Source organism: Flavobacterium piscis (genome assembly GCF_031457575.1).
Classification (GTDB): Bacteria; Bacteroidota; Bacteroidia; order Flavobacteriales; family Flavobacteriaceae; genus Flavobacterium; species Flavobacterium piscis_A.
This window is the reverse complement of record NZ_JAVDWQ010000002.1, coordinates 98,888-121,452: the sequence shown is the minus strand read 5'-3', so window position 1 is coordinate 121,452 and position 22,565 is coordinate 98,888. Positions and strand designations below refer to the sequence as shown.

At 35.5% G+C, this 22,565-nt stretch carries 21 protein-coding genes; 11 read left to right on the top strand and 10 right to left on the bottom strand.

The features are described from left to right. Positions 1–2 precede the first annotated feature (2 nt). The 5 genes from traN (at position 3) to J2W48_RS03505 (ending at position 3,541) form a co-directional block, all read left to right on the top strand. The gene (gene traN / locus J2W48_RS03525) at positions 3–896 is read left to right on the top strand and encodes a conjugative transposon protein TraN (protein ID WP_310278166.1); all 894 of its coding nucleotides are present in this window, start codon (positions 3–5) and stop codon (positions 894–896) included. Between the two features lie 21 nt (positions 897–917). Continuing rightward, positions 918–1,478, top strand: coding sequence for a conjugal transfer protein TraO (locus J2W48_RS03520; RefSeq protein ID WP_310278164.1), 561 nt, complete (start codon positions 918–920; stop codon positions 1,476–1,478). 11 nt (positions 1,479–1,489) lie between these two features. Then, the gene (locus J2W48_RS03515; RefSeq protein WP_310278161.1) at positions 1,490–1,930 is read left to right on the top strand and encodes a DUF3872 domain-containing protein; all 441 of its coding nucleotides are present in this window, start codon (positions 1,490–1,492) and stop codon (positions 1,928–1,930) included. Between the two features lie 529 nt (positions 1,931–2,459). Beyond that, on the top strand, positions 2,460–2,912 hold the full coding sequence (locus J2W48_RS03510; RefSeq protein WP_310278158.1) for a response regulator: 453 nt from the start codon (positions 2,460–2,462) through the stop codon (positions 2,910–2,912). A gap of 122 nt (positions 2,913–3,034) precedes the next feature. After that, on the top strand, positions 3,035–3,541 hold the full coding sequence (locus J2W48_RS03505; protein ID WP_310278156.1) for a sigma factor-like helix-turn-helix DNA-binding protein: 507 nt from the start codon (positions 3,035–3,037) through the stop codon (positions 3,539–3,541). Between the two features lie 249 nt (positions 3,542–3,790). Here the strand turns inward: J2W48_RS03505 and J2W48_RS03500 are convergent, their stop codons facing one another. The 9 genes from J2W48_RS03500 to J2W48_RS03460 are packed head-to-tail and all read right to left on the bottom strand — an operon-like array spanning position 3,791 to position 9,316. Further along, positions 3,791–4,597, bottom strand: a complete 807-nt coding sequence (locus J2W48_RS03500; protein WP_310279142.1) for a PRTRC system ThiF family protein — start codon at positions 4,595–4,597, stop codon at positions 3,791–3,793. Beyond that, on the bottom strand, positions 4,597–5,319 hold the full coding sequence (locus J2W48_RS03495; RefSeq protein ID WP_310278153.1) for a PRTRC system protein B: 723 nt from the start codon (positions 5,317–5,319) through the stop codon (positions 4,597–4,599). Before J2W48_RS03495 ends, J2W48_RS03500 begins: the two co-directional genes overlap by 1 nt. Beyond that, positions 5,316–6,491: a hypothetical protein gene (locus tag J2W48_RS03490; RefSeq protein ID WP_310278151.1), complete on the bottom strand. Its 1,176-nt coding sequence runs from the start codon at positions 6,489–6,491 to the stop codon at positions 5,316–5,318. Before J2W48_RS03490 ends, J2W48_RS03495 begins: the two co-directional genes overlap by 4 nt. A 17-nt stretch (positions 6,492–6,508) precedes the next feature. After that, complete coding sequence (locus J2W48_RS03485) at positions 6,509–6,727, bottom strand: PRTRC system protein C (RefSeq protein WP_310278149.1); 219 nt, start codon at positions 6,725–6,727, stop codon at positions 6,509–6,511. Positions 6,728–6,752: 25 nt separating this feature from the next. After that, on the bottom strand, positions 6,753–7,352 hold the full coding sequence (locus J2W48_RS03480; protein WP_310278146.1) for a PRTRC system protein E: 600 nt from the start codon (positions 7,350–7,352) through the stop codon (positions 6,753–6,755). A gap of 12 nt (positions 7,353–7,364) precedes the next feature. Continuing rightward, positions 7,365–7,559: a hypothetical protein gene (locus tag J2W48_RS03475; RefSeq protein WP_310278143.1), complete on the bottom strand. Its 195-nt coding sequence runs from the start codon at positions 7,557–7,559 to the stop codon at positions 7,365–7,367. Beyond that, entirely contained in the window at positions 7,556–7,768 is a 213-nt protein-coding gene (locus J2W48_RS03470) for a DNA-binding protein (RefSeq protein ID WP_310278140.1), read from the bottom strand. Before J2W48_RS03470 ends, J2W48_RS03475 begins: the two co-directional genes overlap by 4 nt. Before the next feature lie 53 nt (positions 7,769–7,821). Then, entirely contained in the window at positions 7,822–8,895 is a 1,074-nt protein-coding gene (locus J2W48_RS03465) for a DUF932 domain-containing protein (RefSeq protein WP_310279140.1), read from the bottom strand. 43 nt (positions 8,896–8,938) lie between these two features. Continuing rightward, a complete protein-coding gene (locus J2W48_RS03460; protein ID WP_310278138.1) occupies positions 8,939–9,316 on the bottom strand; it encodes a single-stranded DNA-binding protein in 378 nt (125 codons plus the stop codon). Between the two features lie 550 nt (positions 9,317–9,866). Between J2W48_RS03460 and J2W48_RS03455 the strand changes: the two genes are divergently transcribed. The 4 genes from J2W48_RS03455 to J2W48_RS03440 all read left to right on the top strand — a co-directional run bounded on the left by J2W48_RS03455 (position 9,867) and on the right by J2W48_RS03440 (position 16,856). After that, positions 9,867–11,813 carry an AAA family ATPase gene (locus J2W48_RS03455; RefSeq protein ID WP_310278135.1) on the top strand — a complete coding sequence of 649 codons (1,947 nt, stop codon included), beginning with the start codon at positions 9,867–9,869 and terminating at the stop codon, positions 11,811–11,813. Next, entirely contained in the window at positions 11,810–12,751 is a 942-nt protein-coding gene (locus J2W48_RS03450) for a hypothetical protein (RefSeq protein ID WP_310278132.1), read from the top strand. Before J2W48_RS03455 ends, J2W48_RS03450 begins: the two co-directional genes overlap by 4 nt. A gap of 294 nt (positions 12,752–13,045) precedes the next feature. Continuing rightward, on the top strand, positions 13,046–16,132 hold the full coding sequence (locus tag J2W48_RS03445; RefSeq protein ID WP_310278130.1) for a DNA methyltransferase: 3,087 nt from the start codon (positions 13,046–13,048) through the stop codon (positions 16,130–16,132). Beyond that, the gene (locus J2W48_RS03440) at positions 16,122–16,856 is read left to right on the top strand and encodes a hypothetical protein (protein ID WP_310278126.1); all 735 of its coding nucleotides are present in this window, start codon (positions 16,122–16,124) and stop codon (positions 16,854–16,856) included. Before J2W48_RS03445 ends, J2W48_RS03440 begins: the two co-directional genes overlap by 11 nt. Positions 16,857–16,863: 7 nt before the next feature. On the opposite strand, the gene J2W48_RS03435 is transcribed toward J2W48_RS03440, so the two are convergent. Then, positions 16,864–18,186: a HEPN/Toprim-associated domain-containing protein gene (locus tag J2W48_RS03435; protein WP_310278123.1), complete on the bottom strand. Its 1,323-nt coding sequence runs from the start codon at positions 18,184–18,186 to the stop codon at positions 16,864–16,866. Positions 18,187–18,764: 578 nt separating this feature from the next. Between J2W48_RS03435 and J2W48_RS03430 the strand changes: the two genes are divergently transcribed. Both J2W48_RS03430 and J2W48_RS03425 read left to right on the top strand, forming a co-directional pair. Then, complete coding sequence (locus tag J2W48_RS03430; RefSeq protein ID WP_310278120.1) at positions 18,765–19,367, top strand: hypothetical protein; 603 nt, start codon at positions 18,765–18,767, stop codon at positions 19,365–19,367. A gap of 309 nt (positions 19,368–19,676) precedes the next feature. Then, a complete protein-coding gene (locus tag J2W48_RS03425; protein WP_310278117.1) occupies positions 19,677–22,496 on the top strand; it encodes a class I SAM-dependent DNA methyltransferase in 2,820 nt (939 codons plus the stop codon). Positions 22,497–22,565: the final 69 nt, after the last annotated feature.

The following is a 22,565-nucleotide window of genomic DNA, read 5'->3' as shown; positions in this document are numbered from 1 at the left end:
CAATGAAAAATTATCTAAAAACCTTTTGGGCTGCTGCCCTTATGATCGGCTTTGCCGCTGCCTCTTTTGCGCAGGAAACTGCAAAAACTTCGCTTGCCCTGGGCAGGATAGAATCGTACGAAATGCAGGTTACTTACGACAAGACTTCTCATCTGATTTTCCCAAGCGCAATACGTTACGTGGATCTGGGAAGTGAGTACTTAATTGCAGGAAAAGCAGAAGACGCAGAAAATGTGTTGCGCGTAAAAGCGTCGGTAAAGGACTTTGAGCCTGAAACTAATTTTTCGGTGATTACCGACGACGGTCGTTTTTACAGCTTCGACGCCTATTATAGTGCCTGCCCATCTACATTGAGTTACAACCTTCTGGCAATGCAAAAGGCGGTGGATAGATCCGCCGGACAAGATGTGCTATTTGAAGAGCTGGGGAACAACTCGCCATCTCTGGCAGGTTTGATACTGGAAACAATCTATAAAAAGGACAAACGTTTTGTAAAACATATTGGGGCGAAAAGTTTCGGTATTCAGTCTATTCTCAAGGGAATTTACATCCACAACGGTAAATACTATTTCCATACGGAACTGGATAATCGCACGAATGTTCCTTTCCAGATTGAATTTATGAATTTCAAGGTGGTAGATAAGAAAATAGCCAAACGCACCGTGATACAGGAAAGACCGATGATACCGCTTCGCAGTTACAAGCCACTGGGTGTGATTGGCAGTAAAGAAGTCGAACAAAACGTATTCCTTTTGGACCAATTTACCATTGCCGATGATAAGGTATTGCTGATTGAGATTTTTGAGAAGAACGGCGGAAGGCATCAGACGCTTCAGGTGGAAAATTCGGATTTGATAAAAGCCCGATTAATTAGCGACATGCATCTGAAGTTTTAGTAATCCATTAAGCAATAGAAAATGAAAAAGTATATCTATACAGTAATGCTCGTTTTGATGAGTATCACAATTGCGCAAGCACAACGTATGCTGCCTAAACAAAAAGGACTGGAAGTAAATGCAGGTGTATTATCCAATGACAAAATCGGCAATGATTATTACATTAATGCGGCTATGATCGTAAATGGTAAAAACGGGAATTACCAGCTTTGGGCTTTAGAGTATGCACACCAATATTATCAATATAAAGACCTCCGCATTCCGCAGGAGACCTATACCGCAGAAGGCGGCTACAGTTTCTTGCTGCTGGGTGATGCCCGTAAGAACATTACATTCAATGCAGCTATAACAGGTGTAGTCGGGTATGAAAGTATCAATCGAGGCGAAGAGCTTTTATTTGACGGGGCGAAAATTGTAAGTGAAGACAATTTCATTTACGGTGCTGGCGGACGGCTGTCTTTTGAAACATACCTATCTGACCGATTTGTACTAGTCCTCCAAGGGCGTACAAAAGTTTTGTGGGGTACTGACCTGAAACAGCTCCGCCCATCCGCAGGTGTAGGATTAAGATTTAATTTTTAAAACGAAAAACGATGACAGCATTTTTTAATAAGTTGAGAATAGGGTTACTGCAGGTATTGCTGGCAGTCCTGCTAAGTTCTGCCACACTCTTATCCTGTGATAAGGAAGAACTGGAAATACAGCATGAGTTCCCATTTGAGGTAAATGTCATGCCCGTACCCAAGGAAATTGCCATTGGAGATACCGTAGAAATAAGGTTAACAATAGAGCCTACAGGTAATTACACAGGCACGCACTATTTTATTCGCTATTTTCAATTCGACGGACATGGCACATTGCGCTATTACAATGAACCGGCTTACCAGCCAAATGATTTATATTCGATACCAACAGAACAGTTCAGACTGTATTACACTTCAAACTCCACCGTTTCCCAGTCTTTTGAAGTGTGGATTTCAGATAACTTTGGGAATGAAAAACAATTGAGTTTTGAATTTAACAGTAGCGATTAAGAGTACCATATTAGTTTAATATAAACAGTAAAATTTCGATTTTTTTAAGCACAACCCGGAGATCATCTTCGGGTTGTTTTATTGTCAGTTATTAACGGATTCTGTTAAAGAAACATTGGATAACTTCACAAACGTTACTATCTTTGGACAAAATATAGAAAACTCATTTAGTGTTTTTGCTTAAGGCTCGGTAACTGAAAACTGGTAATTTTTAAAGACCGCGAGACAAATAAGTAAGGACGCTCATGCCATTGGCGTGGGCGCTCGCTTATTCGTGGTCGGGTATACCAGTGCCTCAGTTCCGATAAGTGTAGTGGTCTGCGCCATATTTTTTATAGAACGGCGATTACGGCTACTTAACTAAGCAGGAACATATTTGCAGTTATCGACAAGTAATTTATAAAGACCTTTTATTATTACTCTGAAGTATTAATAAAGTCTTTAATCACTACATATAGGACGAAAGTCCTATGGCGACAAATTATGGGTCATTATTTTCTATAATTTGTTCAACATTAAATAAGCAATAATGGAAAAAGAGAATCAGATTACGATTGCCTTAATTGATGACCATGAAGGGCTTAGAATATCCCTTCAAAATTTTTTGGAATATAGTAATTTTAAAGTGGTGCTTCATGCTGCTAACGGTCAGGAAGGAATCGAGGGTTTGCAGATGCAGGAAGTACTGCCAGACATTTGTATTCTTGATATCAGCATGCCTGTTATGGATGGTTACCAGACAGCCAAGCAGATGGCAGAAAGATACCCAGAGATCAAGATATTGGTTTTCAGCAGTCTTGACAATAAGAAAAGTATAATCGAAATGCTTAGTCTTGGCGTTCGGGGCTATGTACTGAAAGGTTCGGATCCTGAAAAACTAAAAAAAGCTGTAATCAAGCTGGATCAGGGAGAGTATTATTTCAGCGAGACAATAAGTAAAACTGCCTTAAGCTACTTAGCAGGAAACAGCGATTTGGCTTAATTCAGGAGCACGCTACAAATTTGTGAGGCACTATATATACTTTGTGACGACACTTAACTACAATCTTACGAATGATGTTAACTAATACACTGATAGACCGTACCAATAGATTTTATATCGAAATGTCCAGAAAGGTACTTTCTGAAAAGGAATATGATATACTCCAGAAACTTTTGATAGATAAAATGACACTTAAGGAGGTGGGTGACAATTACGGGGTCACCGGCGAGAGTGTCCGTAGATTATATGAAAGGACATTTGAAAAAGTGAAGTGTGTTACTGAACTGCTTGACGATATAGACCACTATAAACAGAAATTAGAGCAGTTAAAAGAAGACTTTGAATACGAAACAGGGCGGATTAAAAAAAGAAGAAGTAAAGCTGAAACTGACCTGAATAAATTGCTATATGATACCCATTTTCCTTTCAGCAAGAGAATGTTCACTATAATCGAGGCTTTAGGGATTACTACCATAGGAGAACTTGCAAATATCCCCCTCAAGGATTTTCAGTGTTTCAGGGGATTTAAAGGGAAGTGTAAAAATGAACTGATCGCTTTTATTGAGTTTGAACACATTGAACATCTTTTTAAGGGTTTTTCTGTTTGGAAAACAGTCCCAGTTAAATAGGATAACAATTATAAAAAGCTGTCCGAATTGCGGCGTTCTTTTGCTTCTTTTCTTTGGCCGCTTTTACGGAAAGAAAAGAAGTCCTCTAAAATAACAAAAGGGATACTGCATATCCCTTATAAAATTTTCGCAGTCTGTTTGATAAAATGGCGCATTGTGCATTTTTATTAAAATGACTGCACCGCTTAAACGCAAAAAGACTGTCCCGACCTTTTGGGAGGGAGTGTCTTTTTGCCGCCCGATTTTGGATCAGGCGACTTTTAGGGGTTGTGACTGAAAATTTCCAAGATTAAGGAAAAATCCCCTGTACTCGGTCATGCCATAACGGAACAAACTCCACAACAGCGAACATCCCATTTGTGCCAAGGCAGAATTGATAAACAATTCCTGTTTTTCCAAGGCTTCTGCTAAGGAACAGCTTGGTGTGTCGTCCTGTTCTTCGGACTGTAGTAGCAATTCCCCAAATTCTTCGGTAACAAATGGCAGGCTTGCCACCGTTTCATACTTTTCAGAATTGGGTTGCTTAATTTCTCCAATAGTGGATAATATGACCTGTCCTGTATGTTTGCTGTTGCCAAAGTCTAACCAATATTTAGGTGTATCTCTATGATTTCTGCGGTTGCATAATTCTTTAAGTATTTCGGCAACGCCAAATCTCGCCTTTACATTATCCACACAAGTAATATAGATAGTTGCCTGTGCATTTTGGAGCAGTCTTCCCAAACTGTCTTTTTCAAATTTTTGGGTTTCCGCTTTCCAATAAGTTCCCATAAAACGATTGGCTCGGTTTATAAGGGCAACGGATTTATATAACCCAACCTCACATTCAGCAAAACGCTGTCTGCCCAAATTGGCACTTGTTATAATATCGTCATCCCAAAGGCGAACCGATAACCCTGCGTGTCCAAGTTCAATTAAGCTGTGGTTCATTTCCATTAAGGCGGTCAATACTTTTGAACCCGTGCCTCCTGCACCGATTAAGTTTACAGTGATAGGGTTAGTCGGATTTATGAGGTAGTTATCCGTAAAATGTATTTTTGTTTTCTCGGTATTCATCACAATAGATTTTTAAGGGTTTTGTTATTTTTTTTCAGTACCTCTTTAGGAAAAGGGTTTCCTGTTTGGATAAGGTCTTTCCAAAGGTTTACAATGTTTTTTCTTGTCAGGTTTTCGCATAATGAATGACTGAAATAAGAATTAAAAAAATAGTGTTCCCACGCTCGGGTAAATTCCTCGACTGAAGCCGAATTTGTAATATCAATAGTAACTGTTCCCATACATACATTACCTTTTTCGTAGATATTGAAAAATGGTGCATAATGCAACGGCGTTTTCTCTGTCGGTCTTCTGTCGTTTGCCAAGGCAAATACGGTAAGACTGCTTTTGCTTGCCAGCCAAAGCATTGCAGGTACTTGTGCCTTTCCGCTGGGTATGCCCAAAGTGTCCACAAAATACATTTGCCTTTGCTGTGCTTTCGTGTACCATAGTACCGCACCCTTATCCTTGTTTGGATTGATGTGCAGTATGTTTGTCGGCAGTATTCCGCTGGATTTTAAAAAGGCTTTATCCTTGTCCTTTTCTGTTACCAATGCCCTTGCCAATACTTTGGCTTCCCGCTCTGTCAGTGGGTGGGCGTTAACAGGATTGCCGTTCTTGTCCATATCGAAATGCTCCACATATACATCGCTGTCTGCTCCTTTGGTTTCATAGAAAACGAGTGCGGATTTAGGATGGTACAGCGTTCCGAAGCTTTCAGTTATATCTGTTGTATTTTTCATTTTCTTGTGGTTTTATAGTTGTAAAGCAGACTGCACATATCGTCCAGAAGGGCAAATAATCTGTTTTCAAAATCAAGGGTGGTTTTCGTTACCTCTTTTTTGTCAAAACGTTTGCAGACTGTCGGTTCCTGCATTTCTGCGTATTCGTTGAATTCATTGTTGATGCTCTCTGCAAGGTTCTCGTAAAGCCATCCTTTTGTGTGCGATATAAAAGAGATATATTTTTCCATACCAATGGTTTCATTGTCGTCGTCATCGTTATCAGGGTCTTGTTCAGGCATTGGAGCATTTCGGAAAATGCTTGCCTTTGGATATTCCGTAAAAAGTGCAAAGGCATTATAAGCCGTCAGCCAACACTCATGGTCGAATGCATCACTTCTTTTAAAAGTGTTTAAACGCTGACCAAATACCTGTAAACTCATTGGGTTAAAAATCTTTTGCTCGATACAATCTCCAATGAATTCCGCTTTTTCAAACTCAAGCTTATACACTTCGTTTTCTTCCGTTTCATTGTCATGCTCCACCCATTCTTTGTGCATTTCATACATCCAATACAGATAACTGCTTTCCTGTCTGAAATAAGGAATATCAGCAATGTGGTACAGGTACGAGCAAACAGAAATAAGCAATTGTGCGTTTCTTTTGCGTTTGGGGTCGTGGAGCATCTGATACAGCGGTTCAATCGGTATATAATAAAGGGTTGTCCCTGTGTTGTATTTTTCCTCACTGATGAAATAGGTTCTCTTACTATCCTGCACCAAACGTATTTCGTGCCAATTCAGAACACTTTGTTTTAACTTTTCTTCAATATCCCATATAGCCAATGCCATATTGTACGGGTATTGAAATTGACTGGTCTGTATTGGTTCTATCTTGTAATGCTTGGCAAGTTTGGAAAGGGACTGATAAAAATCCCTTTCTGTTCTTACTGTTTCTGTGCAAGCCTGTACAGTTTCCGTTCCATTCAGTCTAGGCAGGAACGAAGTCTTTAGAAAACCATTGGCAACATTTCCACAGGTACTGACTTGCGTTTGTCTTTTTGAACCTCGGTGGCATCCTTTGGTTTTTGCATCCATTGGTTGAACTCGCTGAGCTGTCTGTACAACTGCCTTTGTCGTTTTTCTTCGGGTGGCTTTATTGTTCCCGATATGATATGTTTGTGCATAGTCCATTGCTTTAAAATTTTAGATTATCCTTTAGTTCCCATTACGCTCTCAAATCGGTATTCTACTGCATCATCCTTGATGTGGGGTGCAGATATTTTGGCGGTTGTCAAAATAGGATATCTGTTAGCATAAAAATTTAGTACTGCTTCCACGCTCCAACGTGGTTCAGGATCGGTTAATATAATATCGTGTCCTTTATCTTTAAGTATAAACACTCTTTCCAATTGCGTTGCTAATAACATGATTATGAATTTTAAGTTATTACATTTAGTTTTCCTCCTCAGTTTCTGCTAAGTACTCGGCAGTTACTTCTTCCGCTTTTGCGGGTTCGGCTTTTTCTTCCTCGATAGCACCAAAAAGACTTGGCGCAGAAAACTTGTCGGACAGTTCTCTTTTACGTCTGCGTATCTCGTCAGCCTTTTCAGGGAACTCTGTAATTTCGGGTACTTTTACCCACGCCTCTCGGTGCTTTCCTTCTTTCTCAAGTTCATCCGCTTTTGCCATTGCGTCTTTGAACTTCTTGTCTTTGACTTCCTGTTCTTTCTTCTGCCTGTCCGCTTTTTCTTTTTCCATTGCCGACTGTTTTTTGGTTTCTTCCAACTGCTTCATAAAGCTTTCCATATCGACCATTAAGCCCGAAACGGCTTGTATGGGTGTGGTTATCTTCTCGAAAAAACCGTTGTCGAGTTCTTCGGCTGTTCCCCGAAGATTAAGGGGCGGTATGATGTTCTTTGCGTTATCTCCGCATTGTTCATTTTGGAGCATAACCGATACGATAAGGTTGTTTTCTGCCCCCTGTGCTATGGTAAGTTGCAAATCACCTGTAATCTGCAACTGTGCTATCTGATTGAAAAAATTTGTATTCATCGTTTTAAAATTTTAATTGTCGTCTAATTGTTTTTTAATGGCTCTGAGTTTCTCGTACATATCTGTCCAATAGGTTCTTTGCCTTTTATCGAACTCGGAGAAACTTTTATCCTCGTGGCGGTATTTCTTGTACTGTCCTGCCATTTTAATGGCTTCTTTCAGGTTGGTCACCTCAATAGGACAGCCGTTCAAATCTGTTATCTTCATAACTTATCGGTTCGGTTTTCAGCGGTATAAACTCCGTTCTCATAATAGCCTGTAAGATTTTCCCAAGTCCTTAAAAGGCTATTGGTATCTATATAGAAATACTCGGTTCTATTGCAGTAAATGATATATACAGCCTCGTCTTTGTATTTCGTTTCAAGGCTTTGTGATTTAGCCATACTTTTAGCTTCGTCTATTGATTTTGCTTTCACATCAGTTATTTTATAACAGGCTACCACCGATTAAGGCGGTAGCCTTTGGTTATCTAATTAAGGTTTAGGATTTCTGCACCATCCAAGGCAAAGCCTGTACACAAGTCAAATGCTTTTTGTGATTTGAGTTGAGCAGTACCGCCCAAAACAATGCTCTGTAACTTGGCTTCATCATCTTTGTAATTGCGTACATTCTGATAGTAGCCTGTAACAGCGTTGTAGGCTCCGAACAATGTGCCTTTTGTAGTTTCCATCTGCTGTGTGTCACTAATCATAGCATATACAAAAGCATCCTCAACTGTATTTTTGAACACGGTGGAGATTTCATCTTCCGCACCTTTTTTAAGCAAATCATACGTTTCCTTATTAGGACAAAGTGCTAATTGGATTAGCTTTCTTACCTCTCGGTCGGATACCTTTACTTTTGCCCATTCATTGAAAATGCCCTCTAACTGACTGCTCAAGGTGTTCGCCAATCCCATAATCTTGTGAGCGTTCTCAATACGCTGTTTTGCTCCCGAAGTGTGTTTGATACGCACTACATTAGTCATACTGCGTAAGGAGGCGTTAAGCGTGTTTTGGCATACGATACGAATAGGAGTAAAAGCGGCTGTGATACTTCCGCTACCATCGTGCGAAGTGGTCAGGAAAATGTATTTTTCGGTTACATCATCACCATTTCCAACTCGGATATAGTCGGGTAGTTTGGCTGTGATAAATATGCGTTCCCCATTACCCAGCGCTCCTGCGGTTTCATATAGTATTCCCTCTCCACCGCCTACAATGGCATCAAAGAAATTAAATGCTTCACGGTTTTGCACGATATGATAGTCTTTGCCTACCACGCCCAATACTGCATTGTTATCCGTGCGTATATTGGCAAAATAGTTAGGGACTTCCAATTCGTTACTCCCTATCTCGATACTGTCAGCCGTTTGAATAATACCCGAACCTTTGGTAAATAGCGGACTTTTAACGACTTCATAATCTAATCCTGCAAATTTGATAGCTTCTTCACTTGTTGGGTATTGCTCTACAATTTGCCCTAGTCCGTGCCACGCTTTTTCCTTTACGCTAAAGAAAGAATAACGTCCTGTTTCGCTGTTAAAATTGATATTATGTGCCATGATTTTAAATTTTAAATTGTTTAAATTATTTAGGTACTCGTTGTTAAAATGGTAGGTCATCCTTTGTATCATCATTGTTGTTTCCTGTAGGAGCCTGTACCGCTTCGGCTCTTTTACCGCCCCCGTGCAGTTTAATTTGCGAGGTGTTGAAGTTCAGTCCTGCGTGCGGTTGTCCGTCACTTCCTGTCCACGCTCTTGCGCTCACTTTGCCTGTCAGTTCTACCAACGTACCTTTAGTGAGTATCTGTGCTACTTTTGGACTAAGCCAGTAGGCGCAGTCGAAAAACGTTGTCTGCTCTATGCGCTCGCCCGCTTTGTTTTTGTAGCTGTCGTTGATGGCTACCGAAAAGTTTACTACTGTTTTGTTGTTCGACACGTTGCGTACCTGCGCATCTGCTGTCACTCTTCCTGTGATGTTCATAATTCCTACGATTTTTAGTGATTAATTTTTTTTTGAAATTTTATTCGGCAATGAGAGGAGGTGCTGTTTTGTTTCATCAAATCCATTTTTAATATTTTATTTCTCAATGCTGACATTTTTTTTATTCGTCTAAAGAGCCGGAGTATGCTATGTTTCGTTTCGGGAGCATAAAAAGGTTAGTGTCTAGCCATAGCAAGGTTTTGACAAAAAATACAACCCGTATGGGTGGAGATTTTTTGTCAAACCTGAAGGGCCTGGCCTTGCTATTGCGTTAAGGACACGGAAATACCTTTGCTGCTGAAATGAGACAAAAGCATACTGGATTTTTAGTTTAAAAAAAATGAGGAAGTAGTGAATATAGCTTTAGTAAACTGCCGGGAGTAGAAATAGTATAAAGTAGTTCAAGTTTCTATTGTTTTTATCGAAAGAAGCTGAATGCTAAAATTTCATTTATTAAAACAGCAACGCGAAAATTATTTGGTTTCAGTTATCTACCTACTGTAATAGTATTCGCTTAAATTGTTTTATATATTTGATTAAACATTTATATATGAGGCTAGCAGCAGTTTACTTAAAAAATCATTTTTTATTTAATAAACCACAAGTAATAAACTTTGGTGGCGCCTACAATTACTCAATAATTGAGAAAAACGATGAGTTACTGGTGGAAGTCATAAGTGTAAACCCCAATTTTATTAAAGGATTTTGGGGTAATCAAATTTCGCTAGTCTCGTCGATAGTTGGTGAAAATGGAGCTGGAAAAACAAGTTTACTAAAAGAGTTAATTGATAATTTTGATAAAATCCGAAATGGTTCTTCTAATAAAAATATAGCTTTTGTATATGAAACCTCTAATGGTTTTAAAGTTTTGACGAATCTTAATTACAAAGATGCAAGTAGAATTATTAAACATCCGCAAAAAGTTAAAAGCGAGTATTATTCACCTATCGCAGATTTTGATTTAGTAGATATAGTATCTCACACAAATTTCTCTTCAAAATTTGAAGGTAGTCTTGAAGATTTTTATTTAAACCGTCTAGAAAAGCAAGTCATTTTTAATTATTCCTTTCTTGCCCAAACTTTAAAAAATAATTATAAGAGAAATTTCCCCGTAATATATGGAGTTTCAATTAAGGGAAGGTTACAATACAAAGTAGACTACAGAAAAGTTTACGCAATATCCAATATGCAAAAGGGAATGGATTCTGCTCTCGACAAATTGTGGATGAAGTACAATTTTTCTGAAGGTACTTATGATCAATTTACACATCCCCAAAATAATATCATAGAAAATATAGAAGTCAATATTCTTGCCATTCTGATAGTGAATAATACTTATCCTATGGTCCAGGGAAGTGGTGGGATTTTATATAATATTGAGCAAATTCTTGAAGGAAGATTTGAAGATGTTCTCCAGAAATTCAAAGCGCAATATATTTATGTTATTAATACAGAAATTTACAGGGATTTTTTGAATATGGAGCCGGATGCTTTTAAGCATCATGTCAAGGCAAGTATCACGAGTTCATCTTTTGATAATTACTTTGCTGTTAATGAAGCAATTCAATTATTTGACGCGATAGAAACCTTTTACTATTTTATAAAGGAATTAGACACAAAAGAAGGCTTTAAATTCGAAAGAGATAAAATTATTTTCACCAATCCTAACCAAGATGAAGCTATCACTGAAACGTTTACGGCAATTGTCAAAAATTACAAAAAACTACTAAAAATATTTGAGAAAACAGTCTTGCCAAAAAACACACATTCACTATTACAATTTAATTTCTATGATGCGATTTCTGGAGAAAGTCAAAGACTTTCAACGGGAGAAAAGGCCTTACTTAATTTATATTCTGAATTCTACGATTATACAATGAATTCCCAACATAATGCTCATAAATGGAAACATTATATTTTGCTTCTTGACGAAGCTGATTTGGGGTATCATCCAGAATGGAAAAAGAGGTTTGTAACTTCTATAGTTGAAGTTTTACCGGATATTATGAAAGAAATTGCTACATTCAAATCCCTTCAAATTATATTCACAACTCATGACCCGCTAACACTGTCAGATATTCCAAACAGTAATGTTATTTACCTTAAGAAAGATAGTTCCAAAAAGACAATAGTTCTGGAAGGAAGCGAGAAACCCGAGAAGTCATTTGGAGCAAATATTACGGACCTTCTTGCAGACTCATTCTTTTTTAATGATCAAGATAAAAATTTAATTGGTGATTTTGCTAAACGTAAGATTGAAGATACAATTCAATGGATAAACGACTGTAAATTACAAAAGGCAACTAACACAGAGAATTTCTTAATTGACGGTAAAATCCTTGATGTTCACAAAAATGTTATTGCGATGATTGACGAGCCAATTATAAAATTTAAACTGGCCGAAATGTTGGATGAGGTGTTAGAAGGAAAAGATTTGCAACGTGAGCTGCTTGAGAGGGAGATAACAATTTTGACTAATAGAAGAGATAATTTATGATTTATATAAATCCAAATGATCAAAAAATAAAAGATGCAGCTGCCTTACATTTCAAATTCATGAAATATGTTATTATGAAGAAACTTAATGGCGCTAGTTATGCTGAAAGCGCCCCTTTTTCTGGAATGCCCAGGATCAACATAATGAATGGTATTACTCAAGGATTACGCTCATACCTCAACAATGAAGCAAATTTAAGAATAATTCTAATTGGCACTCCAGATAAACTTGAAAGCATAAAGACAAAATATTATCATTGCAAGGAAGAGCTTCAGCTACTTTTTAATTATGAGAATTGGGTTAACAAAGAGGGATTTTATGAATTTTATCATGCGTACGATCTCGCAAGGGCATTAAATATCCAAACATGCGTTTACTGCAACAGACTATATACCAAGACTGTAACCGTCAATGGCACAAACTGTATAACACGACCTGAATTTGACCACTGGTTTCCTAAGAGTAAAAATCCAATCTTAGCGCTTTCATTTTACAATTTGATACCAAGCTGCCATGTCTGTAACAGCGCAGTAAAAAAAAATTTAGATATGAAATTGGATCTACATTACCACCCTTACCTAGATATTGAAATTAACACAAAGATGGTTTTTAGCTGGAAACATAAGGACTATTCGAATTTCAGTTTTAATGTTCGTGGTTTGAGTGAAAAAGGGCAGAATACGATTGATGCATTTAAATTACAAGACGTATATGAAACTCATGAGGATGAAATTAAAGACCTTAGATTAATTAGGGACACTTATACAGATCGCTATTTGGAAATTTTAGCCACCCAATTTAAAGGTTTAAGTATTTCTGAAGAAGAAATATATAGATTAGCTTTTGGGGTTCATCATACAGATAACCATTTTGAAAAACGACCATTGAGCAGGATGAAAAGGGATATTTTAAAGGAACTAGGAATTGAAGTAAAGTAGCAATTTAACCTAATTTAACTTGTCACAACAAATCAAAAATGTTCTCTGCTGGATATTTTTTATAAAGAAGTTTGCTTTAAAAATGATTTTCGTTTTCAAACAGTTGCTCTGAAAAATAATGATAGAGAAATTGTGACGATTTATAACAAGTGAGATAATCTTTATTGAGATATAATGTTATAATTTAGCCCAATGTTTTATAGCTTTTAATTATAAGCTATCATATCATACATTTAATATCTTCGGGATATAAATATAAATATTTATTTTTGTAAAAAACATTTAATTAATATTTTGAAAAAGTCATTAAAAAGCCTTCTAAATCAGCTAGATTTAATAGAAAACAAAGCGGTTTTCTTCAGAAATGAAGAAGATGGCGAGGTGTTTAATGATTTCCCATCTGATATAGTTAAAAAACTTCAGGATCTTGAAGCCGACGCATTTTATGTATTTAATAATCAACCCCTTATTCTTTTTTTCGATTTAACTGGAAATTATGATGTGGAAAGGGAAAAAGATATTCATAAGAAGGTATGGTCATTTGATAATTCACCGGTCATTTTTGTAATAAAAGCAGCTGAAATCAAAGTATACAATGCTTTAAATTTTGAAAAGAATAAAGGATTAGAAGAAATTCTATTATCTGAGGAGGAGAGAAATACGAGGTTTTCCTTTTGGAATCTTCAAAGCGGACAATCTTTTGACTGGTTTTACGAAAAGCATAAAAAGACAGTTTTAAAAAAACGTGTTAATCAGCAACTTTTCGAAAATATCAAGCAAACAATAATACTACTAAAAGACAAATTTAGCTTAGATGAAAGTTTAGCGAAAATACTGGTTTTAAGATTAATATTTATTCGTTATCTTATAGATAGGGAAATTAAGATAGATACCGCCTTCATCTCTGGAGAAGTTTCGAATGTAACAGAGCGAAGAAGATCTCTTAGTGCTTTGATCGCAACGCCTAAACAATTGGTTGCGTTCTTCGACTATTTAAATAACAGATTCAACGGTGTGCTTTTTAAAAGCTCAAATATTGAATTAACACCACAACAGGCATTGCTGCTTTCGAAACTGTTTAATCCAGACGGAGTTACCGTGGAGGATAAGCATCATTTATTTTCTGATTTCGATTTTCAGTATGACGTTTTTGATTTTGGTATTATCCCGGTAGAGCTCATAAGCGGTATATACGAAACACTGCTGGATGAAGATACGAAGAATGCAACTTCAGCAGTTTACACCCCGCCTTTCTTAGTTGATTATATTCTTACTGAAACTGTAGATAAATATTTCGAAGAAAACAGTTCAACAAGTCAATGTAAGATTTTTGATCCAGCAATGGGATCTGGTATTTTTCTGGTTCAGGCTTTAAGAAGAATGATTGAGCGCGAGTTAGTAATAAATGATAAAAGCGACAATATAACATTCGGAAATAGGATTCGAGAAATTGCTGAAAATAACCTTTACGGTATTGATATTAATGACGAAGCTATTAATGTTGCGTGCTTCTCTATTTATGTCGCTCTGCTTGATTACCAAAGCCCAGGCGATATAGATGAATATCATTTTCCAAATTTACGAGATAAAAATTTTTTTAAAATTCACTTTTTTGATCTTCAGCAAGAAGAAGTTCTGAATAATATTAAAAATCAGAAGTTAAATTTCATACTGGGAAACCCGCCCTGGAAAAGTGACAATTCGATAGAACATTTAGATTGGCTTGACAAAACTAAGTTTAGCAAGATAGTAAGTGATAAGCAGATTGCGCAATCTTATCTGCTAAGAGTTAAAGATTTTGTCCAGGATAATTCTGAAGTGGCATTAATAGTTACCAGTAAAGTTTTTTATAATAATAAGGCAAAGAAATTCAAACATCACTTCCTAAATCATAATGGGTTAACCCAATGTTTTGATTTGTCTTCAGTACGAAGACTAGTATTTGAAGGTGCAGATAATCCTGCGATGATTTTATTTTTTAAGAGCAATCCTTCTCTGCAAGAAGCTAACTTTAATTCGATTGTTAAACATATATCAGTCAAACAGAATAGGTTTTTTAACAAATTTTCAAAAAATCTTGTACTTGAAAAGTATGACCATAAATCTATTTCCCAAAAGTATTTCATAGATAATGATTGGATGTTTAAAGTTGCGTTGTATGGTAACACTTTAGACTATTTATTTTTGAAAAGACTAGGTGGGATCAACAGTACTACTGAGGATTTTATTGGTAGGCAAAATTCTCCTAAACCGGGAAATGGTATCCATAAAGGTACGCCAAAGAGATATTTTGAAGAATTGATTGGTATGCCAATAATCGAAACTGATAACATTCAAAAGTTTTATACCCCTGTAACAGAATATGCCAAAATACTGGAGAAAGAAGATGTTTTTCTGGAAGCTGGTAGAAATGCAAGTTTGTTTACTGGTAAAAAGATTCTTTTTACTAGGAGACCTAAAAGGGAGACTGAAATAAGCGTATCACTTTGTGAAGATAGTGCGGTTTTTAGAAACAGTGCATATGGTGTTCCACTTGGAAGTGATGACGAATTTGTTTCGCAGATATTTTCTTTTTTAAATTCTAGCCTATATACATATTTTCAATACTTAACAACTTCAAATTGGGGAGTTTACAATCCTGAAATTAATTTGAACGAGTATTTATCTTTTCCATTCATTGAGCCGAATCAATCTCAAAAAACTAAGCTGGTATCTATCGTTGGAGATTTACTGAAACCATACAAAGACTTTTATAAAAAATATCCAAGTATGCTTTATCAGGGTGAACCAGAAAAAGCGATATTAAATGAAATCGATCGTATTGTTGAAGAAATCTATGAAATTAAGGACTTTGAAAAAGATTTGATTGACTATGTAATGAACGTTGCCCGCTATCAATTTCAAGAAAGCAAGCAGCATTTAGTTTCCGATTTTAATGAAAATGATCATCGAAATAGAGTGCATGTACTAAATAGTTATGTAAATGTTTATATACAAGAATTTGAAAAAATTTACGATGACGAATTTTTACAAGTAGAGATATATCCGTTGGACTATTTTATAGCTGTTAACTTTGTTTTTTCTAATGAAAAACCTAAAGAAAAAATAATTTATCCAGTCGGAAAAAATGAAAAAGAAGTATTGAAAAAATTAGCAAATTCCTTAAGTATTTCAAATATTACAGATGCAAAAAATTCGGAGCACAATTTATTCATTCAAAAAGATATAAAAGGTTTTGAAAAGAATTCTTTTTATATAATTAAGCCTAACGAATACAAGTGTTGGCATCAAGCAATTGCATGGTATGATGTGGCTGAATTTAAAGAAGCTATCGAAGAATCAGAATTGAACCATATAAATGCTGATTCCAATGGGTTCTGAAGCTTCTACATTCGTTAAGGCCAGAAGAAATTCTATCACAGAAAAAAGGATAAAACAAATTCTTTCATATGTACTTGAATGTCATAAGCTTTTTAAGTCTGATGGCATAACTTATTCTAAAAGCGACGTTAGTGCCGCTGGAACTGTCATGTTTGAAGATCATTTAAAATTTGAATTTGTAGAAAAATATTTAGTAAAACAAAAAGAATTATTAAAAAATAAAATATCTGATCTTGAGCAAATAAATTTTGCTTGTGAAACACAAAAAAGATACACGGATTTTACTGACGGAAAAACAAAACCTGATAAAATCGACGTTTTCATAAATAAGTTGGGACTGCAGAATGCGTGGCTACATGAACCAGATGAAAACATTTATTTTGCCCTTGAGTGTAAACGGATATCAATAAAATCCGACTCAAAAGATTATGTTTTGGATATAGAAAAGTTTGTAAACAGGGCTCACCATGATCTGAGACTACCATTTGAGGGACAGATAGCTTTTATTGAAAATACACGCCTAAATGATCAAATTATTTCTGATGAAGTCAATGACATTTTAAAGGCAACATTAACGATCAATACGGACTTGTTTCTACTACCGGAAAAGCTCCATAGTTCTGTAAATGGGACATATCTTTCCAAGCACAAAAGGAAACACAACAATCAAGCATTTTCTATCTATCATTTAATGTTTGACTACTCCAATGTAGTTTTAAATTAGATACCAATCAGCGATAATTCAGGTACGTTGGCGCATGATCGATACTAGCTGAAACAGCAAATATGCTATCAAATATTGATATTAAGCCATTCCAGTCATGCCTGGCTTGAAGCAAGCCTTTTTCGTTAGCAATTTTTACTTTTTTCAAATATTTTTTTTGCAGGTCAGCTTTATGAGAAATCTCGCCTTGCAAAGTATTTATTTGTGGTTCAATATTTCTCCACTTAACAGGAGCCAACTGGTTATTTGTGTCGGTTAAAATATCAATACCTAAATACATTTCAATACTGCACGCACGTCCATTGACATTTTCATTTATTATTCCTTGCGGTCCAATAGTTGGATAGTTATCTGCAAGATCAATTGCAGGCAAGTTCATTACTCTAAAATTGCTAGGGAATTTTCTCTTCTTTAATCTCTCAGTCGCTGCTACGCCAGCTGCATCATAATCAAATAATGCTATAATTTTGTTGCTGATTCCAGCCGCTGCAAAAGATTTAACTGTTTTCTCAAGCATGGCTGATCCGCCTTCTGCTTTGTAGGTATCAAAATCCAGAAATGAAAAGTAGTTATCTACTTTAGGATATAGTAATTTCAAAGCTTTGCTTAGTATCTTGCTATCTGAAGATCCTTCAGTTAGGATGATAATTTTTTGGAATGGTAAAGTAGAATCAAGATGTATCTGCGCGGTGCTAGCACAAACAAGCTCTTCTTCTTTATAATATCCGGAATAAACCACGGAGGTTATATCTAAAATTAATTCTGAACAAGGTTCTACAGCTTCCAATGCTGCTCGAAGGAAGTATCCTATACCTATATTGGGGTAACCAAAATACAAGTTTTCGTCAATGTCATTATAATCAACAATAAAGCGATAGATATCATCATATTCCTCAAGGTTATCGCTATAGTTGGTAATTTTGTTATCAAAAATATACTTAATTAATGTTAACCAGTGGTCAAATCCGCCATCTCTTAAAGTACTGATATGATTTTCATCAGTATCTTCAACGGTGCTTGATAGTTCAGTATTGTATTGCTGTCTGGTTTTTAAAGCCCGCTCAAGGCCCTCTGCATATTTAATTTTAACTTTATCTAGAGTATATCCCATGATTTCAAGACGCAGCTTCATAGTTTCAACAGAAGCGGCATACTCAAAGGTCGGCACTTCATCATTATCTGTAATGGGCTCTGTGTAATAAAGATCATATGAAACATAACGACTACGTTTGTCATCTTCATTAAAGAAGCACGACCATAACGTATTGATGTAACTTTTAGACTCGTCTATTTCATAACCATTTAATGTTAATGCGCAAAAACTTCCCATACCTTTTTAATATTATCAATGTTTAAATTGCCTTTTTTTAATTCAATGAATAAGTATTACTACCTGATTAACTTAGTCTTACCGCAAAACAATTATACGCAATGATTATTTTAGGAAGCAGATTGGCACTTTAATTCCTATTACAAATATTCACCTATATCTAGTATAATGCTGAAATACAAAGATATAAATAATCATTCGTACGCTAAATCTGTATAATAAATTTGGTGGATTAAAATTTAATTCCTAAAATTGCATATGCTTATTGGCAAGCTTGCTCGTTCGTGCAAAGATTTCATCAGCCAATAGTTTAATAATGCTAACCTACCTGCTTATTATCCAAATAAAGATTACGAACGCAAATATCCAGGATAATTAAGTTGGTACTAAAGGAATGTATTATGAAAACTATTGAGTACTTCAAACTCCAAGCAAAAAATCTGCACAAAGATTTTAAAACACAAAAACCTTATTTCGATTCTTCGTTAGGCGACAATCTCTTTGAGTATTCGCCAAAATTTTTCGATGTTGATGCGCTGGTCACAGACTTTGAGATCCATGAAAACCATTTCACACTGATGAATGCACAGCATATCATTGCCAGGCTGGGAGGATTTGAAAAATGGACTGTGCTTCTGAAAGCAAATCCAGAGGCACTGGAATTATCAAAATTATTGTTCGATAACATGCATAAAATCAGTATCGAGGAATGGGATATTTATATCTCGGGCGAGCAAGATGAGAAAGGTTTCTTATTTGATGACGAGTTTAAACTGGACATTTTTAAAGCGGTTTTTGCAGATGTAGATGGCCATCAAAGTGGTTACGACTACCGTTTGGCTAAAAGAGATAAAGCATCAATTGAAAATCAAAAAATTAAACCCATGGAAAAGAAATCTACAATTAAAATTACTACCCTGCCATTGGGTGAAAAAGATCACAAGGAATTCATTGAAGTAGCAGACAGGAAATTCGAGGATACACTGCAAAGTATTGAACATGCACATCCTGAGTTAGTACGTAAATTATGGAATCCTGAACAATATATTGAAGAAGTTATAAAGGCAGATATGTTACCCATTGATCGGGACTACGCACTTTCGTTGGTTGAGGCCTTCATAATCCATAATGTTATTGACCTCGCCACCGAAGCCGATAAGGAAAGTATTACCATCAATTAATTTGTTCGACCTGTTCTCAAATAAAAAAAATACAATTCAATTTTAATTGAATTGTATTTTTTTTGATCTCAAATATGGTACAATAACAGTAGTCGGCTAAAAAAACTTATGCTTTTCCTTTCATGGTAAAAGGAGTATCTACTAAATAAGTTTACGCTATAAATTAATACGACGCACCATATTGCTGAAAAAGTTCAATATTTTAACTATTATAAGAAGCGGGTTATTACCAATAGATTTAGCCCCTCCATTTGACTAATAATCCCAATAGCTTTTATATATTTACTGAAAAATACTTCGTACAGAAAGATGAAAAAATCTGAAATTAAAGAACTTTTACAGAGCATATCCACCAATATCGATAAAGATAATTTTATTTATGATTTTCTTTCTTCTTTTGGCTTATCTAAGACAACTATTACTCGTTTAAAAAAAGGCGACTACAATCTTTCTAAAATAGAAGGCGAGCTTTTTTATAAAGGAAAAATCTTTTTTAAAGTATTAATTGAAGGTAATCTTTTAGATACTATAGATGAGTTGTCTAAAGATGAGAAAATCCTCAGACAAAAGCCACGTTTTATAGTTGTAACCAACTATAATAGTTTTTTTGCAATTGACACCAAACTTAAAACGAATAAAGATTTTACGATTGATAATCTTGCGGACCAGACAGATTTCTTTTTGCCCTTATCAGGTGCAGAAATTTATCGAGTTAGCAATGATAATAAATTGGATCGTGAAGCTGCTTATAAACTTGGCGAACTTTATGATATACTAGTTGCTGATAATCCTGATTGGATAGTACAAGGGAGCCATCAGCTGAATATTTTTTTATCAAGATTGCTCTTTTGTTTTTTTGCTGAAGATACGGGTATTTTTGCTGTCAAAAGTATTTTTACTGAAAGCTTGGTCAACAATACTCAAGTGGATGGTTCAGATGTTAAAGAGTTCCTATCTTTGCTGTTTAAGAAACTCAACACCGAGCCTGGAAAAGGTAACTTTCCCACATATTTAAATGATTTCCCTTATGTGAACGGAGGCTTGTTTCGCGATGATATTGAATGCCCAAAGTTTTCTAAAAAAGCCCGACAAATTTTAATTGATTCAGGTGAACTAGATTGGTCTGAAATTAATCCCGATATTTTTGGGTCGATGATTCAGGCAGTGGCCGATCCAGAGGAAAGGAATAATTTAGGAATGCACTATACGTCGGTAGTCAACATTCTGAAATTAATTAAACCATTATTTTTAGATGAACTGTACGAAGAATTCGAAAAAAGTAAAAACAATGCGAAAGCATTAGATAAACTTTTAGTTAGACTTTCTAAAATTAAATTCTTTGACCCGGCTTGTGGGAGCGGAAATTTCTTAATTATTACCTATAAGGAATTGCGTAATTTAGAAATTCAAATCATTAAACAATTAATTGATTTGAATTCAGGAACTAGTGTCATTATACCGAGCGTACAATCAAAAATTGGATTTAAGGAACACACTCCACAAACGATTATTCCGAATTCGCAATCTAAAATGAATATTACAGGAGGTCAAAGCAAAATCTATTTTACCGAAATTTCGTTAGACCAATTTTATGGCATCGAAATAAAAGATTTTGCGCACGAAATGGCGATACTCTCGCTTTGGCTAGCAGAGCATCAAATAAACCAAGTTTTTGAGCAGGAGCTATTGGACTACGGTCAATCCAAACCATTATTGCCTCTGAAAGAAGCCGGAAATATAAAGGCTGGCAATGCCGCGAGAATAGATTGGGAAAGCGTTTGCCCCAAAAAAGAAGGAGATGAAATATATATCATAGGAAATCCACCTTATTTGGGAGCAAGAATTCAAGACGAAGAACAAAAAACGGATATGGATTTAGTGTTTAGTTCTTTCAAAAAATATAGAGATTTAGATTATATCTCTATTTGGTTTTACAAAGGCTCTAAATATATTGAAAGTATTAACGCACAGCTGGCATTTGTATCTACCAATTCAATTTGTCAAGGTCAACAAATTGCTCTGTTATGGGATAAAGTATTAAGGCATTCAATTGAAATTTCGTTTGCACATTTATCGTTTAAATGGACGAATAACGCCAAAGGAAATGCAGGAGTAACAGTTATAATTTTAGGATTAAGAAATATTTCTACAAGAAATAAATTTATTTTTACGGAAACTGTTGCAAAGGAAGCTAAAAATATTAATGCATATTTATTAGATGCTCCAAATGTAATTATATCAGAACGTATGAAATCTATTGCAGGATTTATGCGAATGAACTTCGGAAATATGCCAAATGATGGTGGCGCATTAATATTAGACGAAGAAGAGAAAAGTAATTTAACATCAAATGACCCAAATACTGAGAAATTTATTAGAAAGTTGGTAGGTTCAACTGAGTTTATAAATGGAATTAATAGATATTGTTTTTGGATTGAAGATGATGAATTGGAAGAAGTCTTAGAAAACAACTTCATTAAAAATAGAATCGAAGAAAGTCGAAAACATAGATTAGCTAGCAAAGACAAAGGGACAAACAAATTAGCTTTGCGAGCTCATCAATTTAGAGATCGTAATATAGCTTTTGACAATGCTATAATAATTCCCCGTCACTCGTCTGAAAAAAGGGACTACATTCCATTAGGTTTTTTAAATTCGGCTACAATAATTGCAGATTCTGCTTTAGCAATTTATGACGCCCAACCTTGGTTGTTTGGAGTACTACATTCCAAAATGCATATGATTTGGGTTGATGCTGTAGGAGGAAAAATAAAAACTGATTATCGTTATTCTGCTAAGTTATGTTATAATACATTTCCATTCCCTACTATCAATGAAACTCAAAAAGAACGTATTAATCTATGTGTTTTTGGTATTTTGGATGAGAGAGCAAAATATCCAGAAAAAACTATGGCTTGGCTGTATAATCCTGGCACTATGCCTAGCGGTTTAAAGCAAGCTCATAAAGATTTAGATTTGTGTATAGAGCAAATTTATCGACTGGCTCCTTTCAATACCGATGCTGAGCGATTAGAATATTTGTTTAAACTCTATGATGAAATGAATCAAAAAGCAAGTTTGTTTGCGAAAGAAAAAATGCCCAAAAAAGCTCTAAGTAAGAAGAAATAATTATAACTACTAGAGTACAATAGTATTTTTATTCGTTAATCAATCAAGTTAATTTACTGAATTAAAATG

Bases quoted from the DNA above. Each gene is read 5' to 3' on its own strand.
- J2W48_RS03520 (WP_310278164.1), top strand. From the start codon at position 918: ATGAAAAAGTATATCTATACAGTAATGCTCGTTTTGATGAGTATCACA.
- J2W48_RS03490 (WP_310278151.1), bottom strand. From the start codon at position 6,491: ATGGACTATGCACAAACATATCATATCGGGAACAATAAAGCCACCCGA.
- J2W48_RS03475 (WP_310278143.1), bottom strand. From the start codon at position 7,559: ATGAAGATAACAGATTTGAACGGCTGTCCTATTGAGGTGACCAACCTG.
- J2W48_RS03485 (WP_310278149.1), bottom strand. From the start codon at position 6,727: ATGTTATTAGCAACGCAATTGGAAAGAGTGTTTATACTTAAAGATAAA.
- traN (WP_310278166.1), top strand. From the start codon at position 3: ATGAAAAATTATCTAAAAACCTTTTGGGCTGCTGCCCTTATGATCGGC.
- J2W48_RS03440 (WP_310278126.1), top strand. From the start codon at position 16,122: ATGGGTTCTGAAGCTTCTACATTCGTTAAGGCCAGAAGAAATTCTATC.
- J2W48_RS03510 (WP_310278158.1), top strand. From the start codon at position 2,460: ATGGAAAAAGAGAATCAGATTACGATTGCCTTAATTGATGACCATGAA.
- J2W48_RS03500 (WP_310279142.1), bottom strand. From the start codon at position 4,597: ATGAATACCGAGAAAACAAAAATACATTTTACGGATAACTACCTCATA.
- J2W48_RS03515 (WP_310278161.1), top strand. From the start codon at position 1,490: ATGACAGCATTTTTTAATAAGTTGAGAATAGGGTTACTGCAGGTATTG.
- J2W48_RS03460 (WP_310278138.1), bottom strand. From the start codon at position 9,316: ATGAACATCACAGGAAGAGTGACAGCAGATGCGCAGGTACGCAACGTG.
- J2W48_RS03465 (WP_310279140.1), bottom strand. From the start codon at position 8,895: ATGGCACATAATATCAATTTTAACAGCGAAACAGGACGTTATTCTTTC.
- J2W48_RS03430 (WP_310278120.1), top strand. From the start codon at position 18,765: ATGAATGCACAGCATATCATTGCCAGGCTGGGAGGATTTGAAAAATGG.
- J2W48_RS03480 (WP_310278146.1), bottom strand. From the start codon at position 7,352: ATGAATACAAATTTTTTCAATCAGATAGCACAGTTGCAGATTACAGGT.
- J2W48_RS03455 (WP_310278135.1), top strand. From the start codon at position 9,867: ATGAGGCTAGCAGCAGTTTACTTAAAAAATCATTTTTTATTTAATAAA.
- J2W48_RS03495 (WP_310278153.1), bottom strand. From the start codon at position 5,319: ATGAAAAATACAACAGATATAACTGAAAGCTTCGGAACGCTGTACCAT.
- J2W48_RS03435 (WP_310278123.1), bottom strand. From the start codon at position 18,186: ATGGGAAGTTTTTGCGCATTAACATTAAATGGTTATGAAATAGACGAG.
- J2W48_RS03505 (WP_310278156.1), top strand. From the start codon at position 3,035: ATGTCCAGAAAGGTACTTTCTGAAAAGGAATATGATATACTCCAGAAA.
- J2W48_RS03425 (WP_310278117.1), top strand. From the start codon at position 19,677: ATGAAAAAATCTGAAATTAAAGAACTTTTACAGAGCATATCCACCAAT.
- J2W48_RS03450 (WP_310278132.1), top strand. From the start codon at position 11,810: ATGATTTATATAAATCCAAATGATCAAAAAATAAAAGATGCAGCTGCC.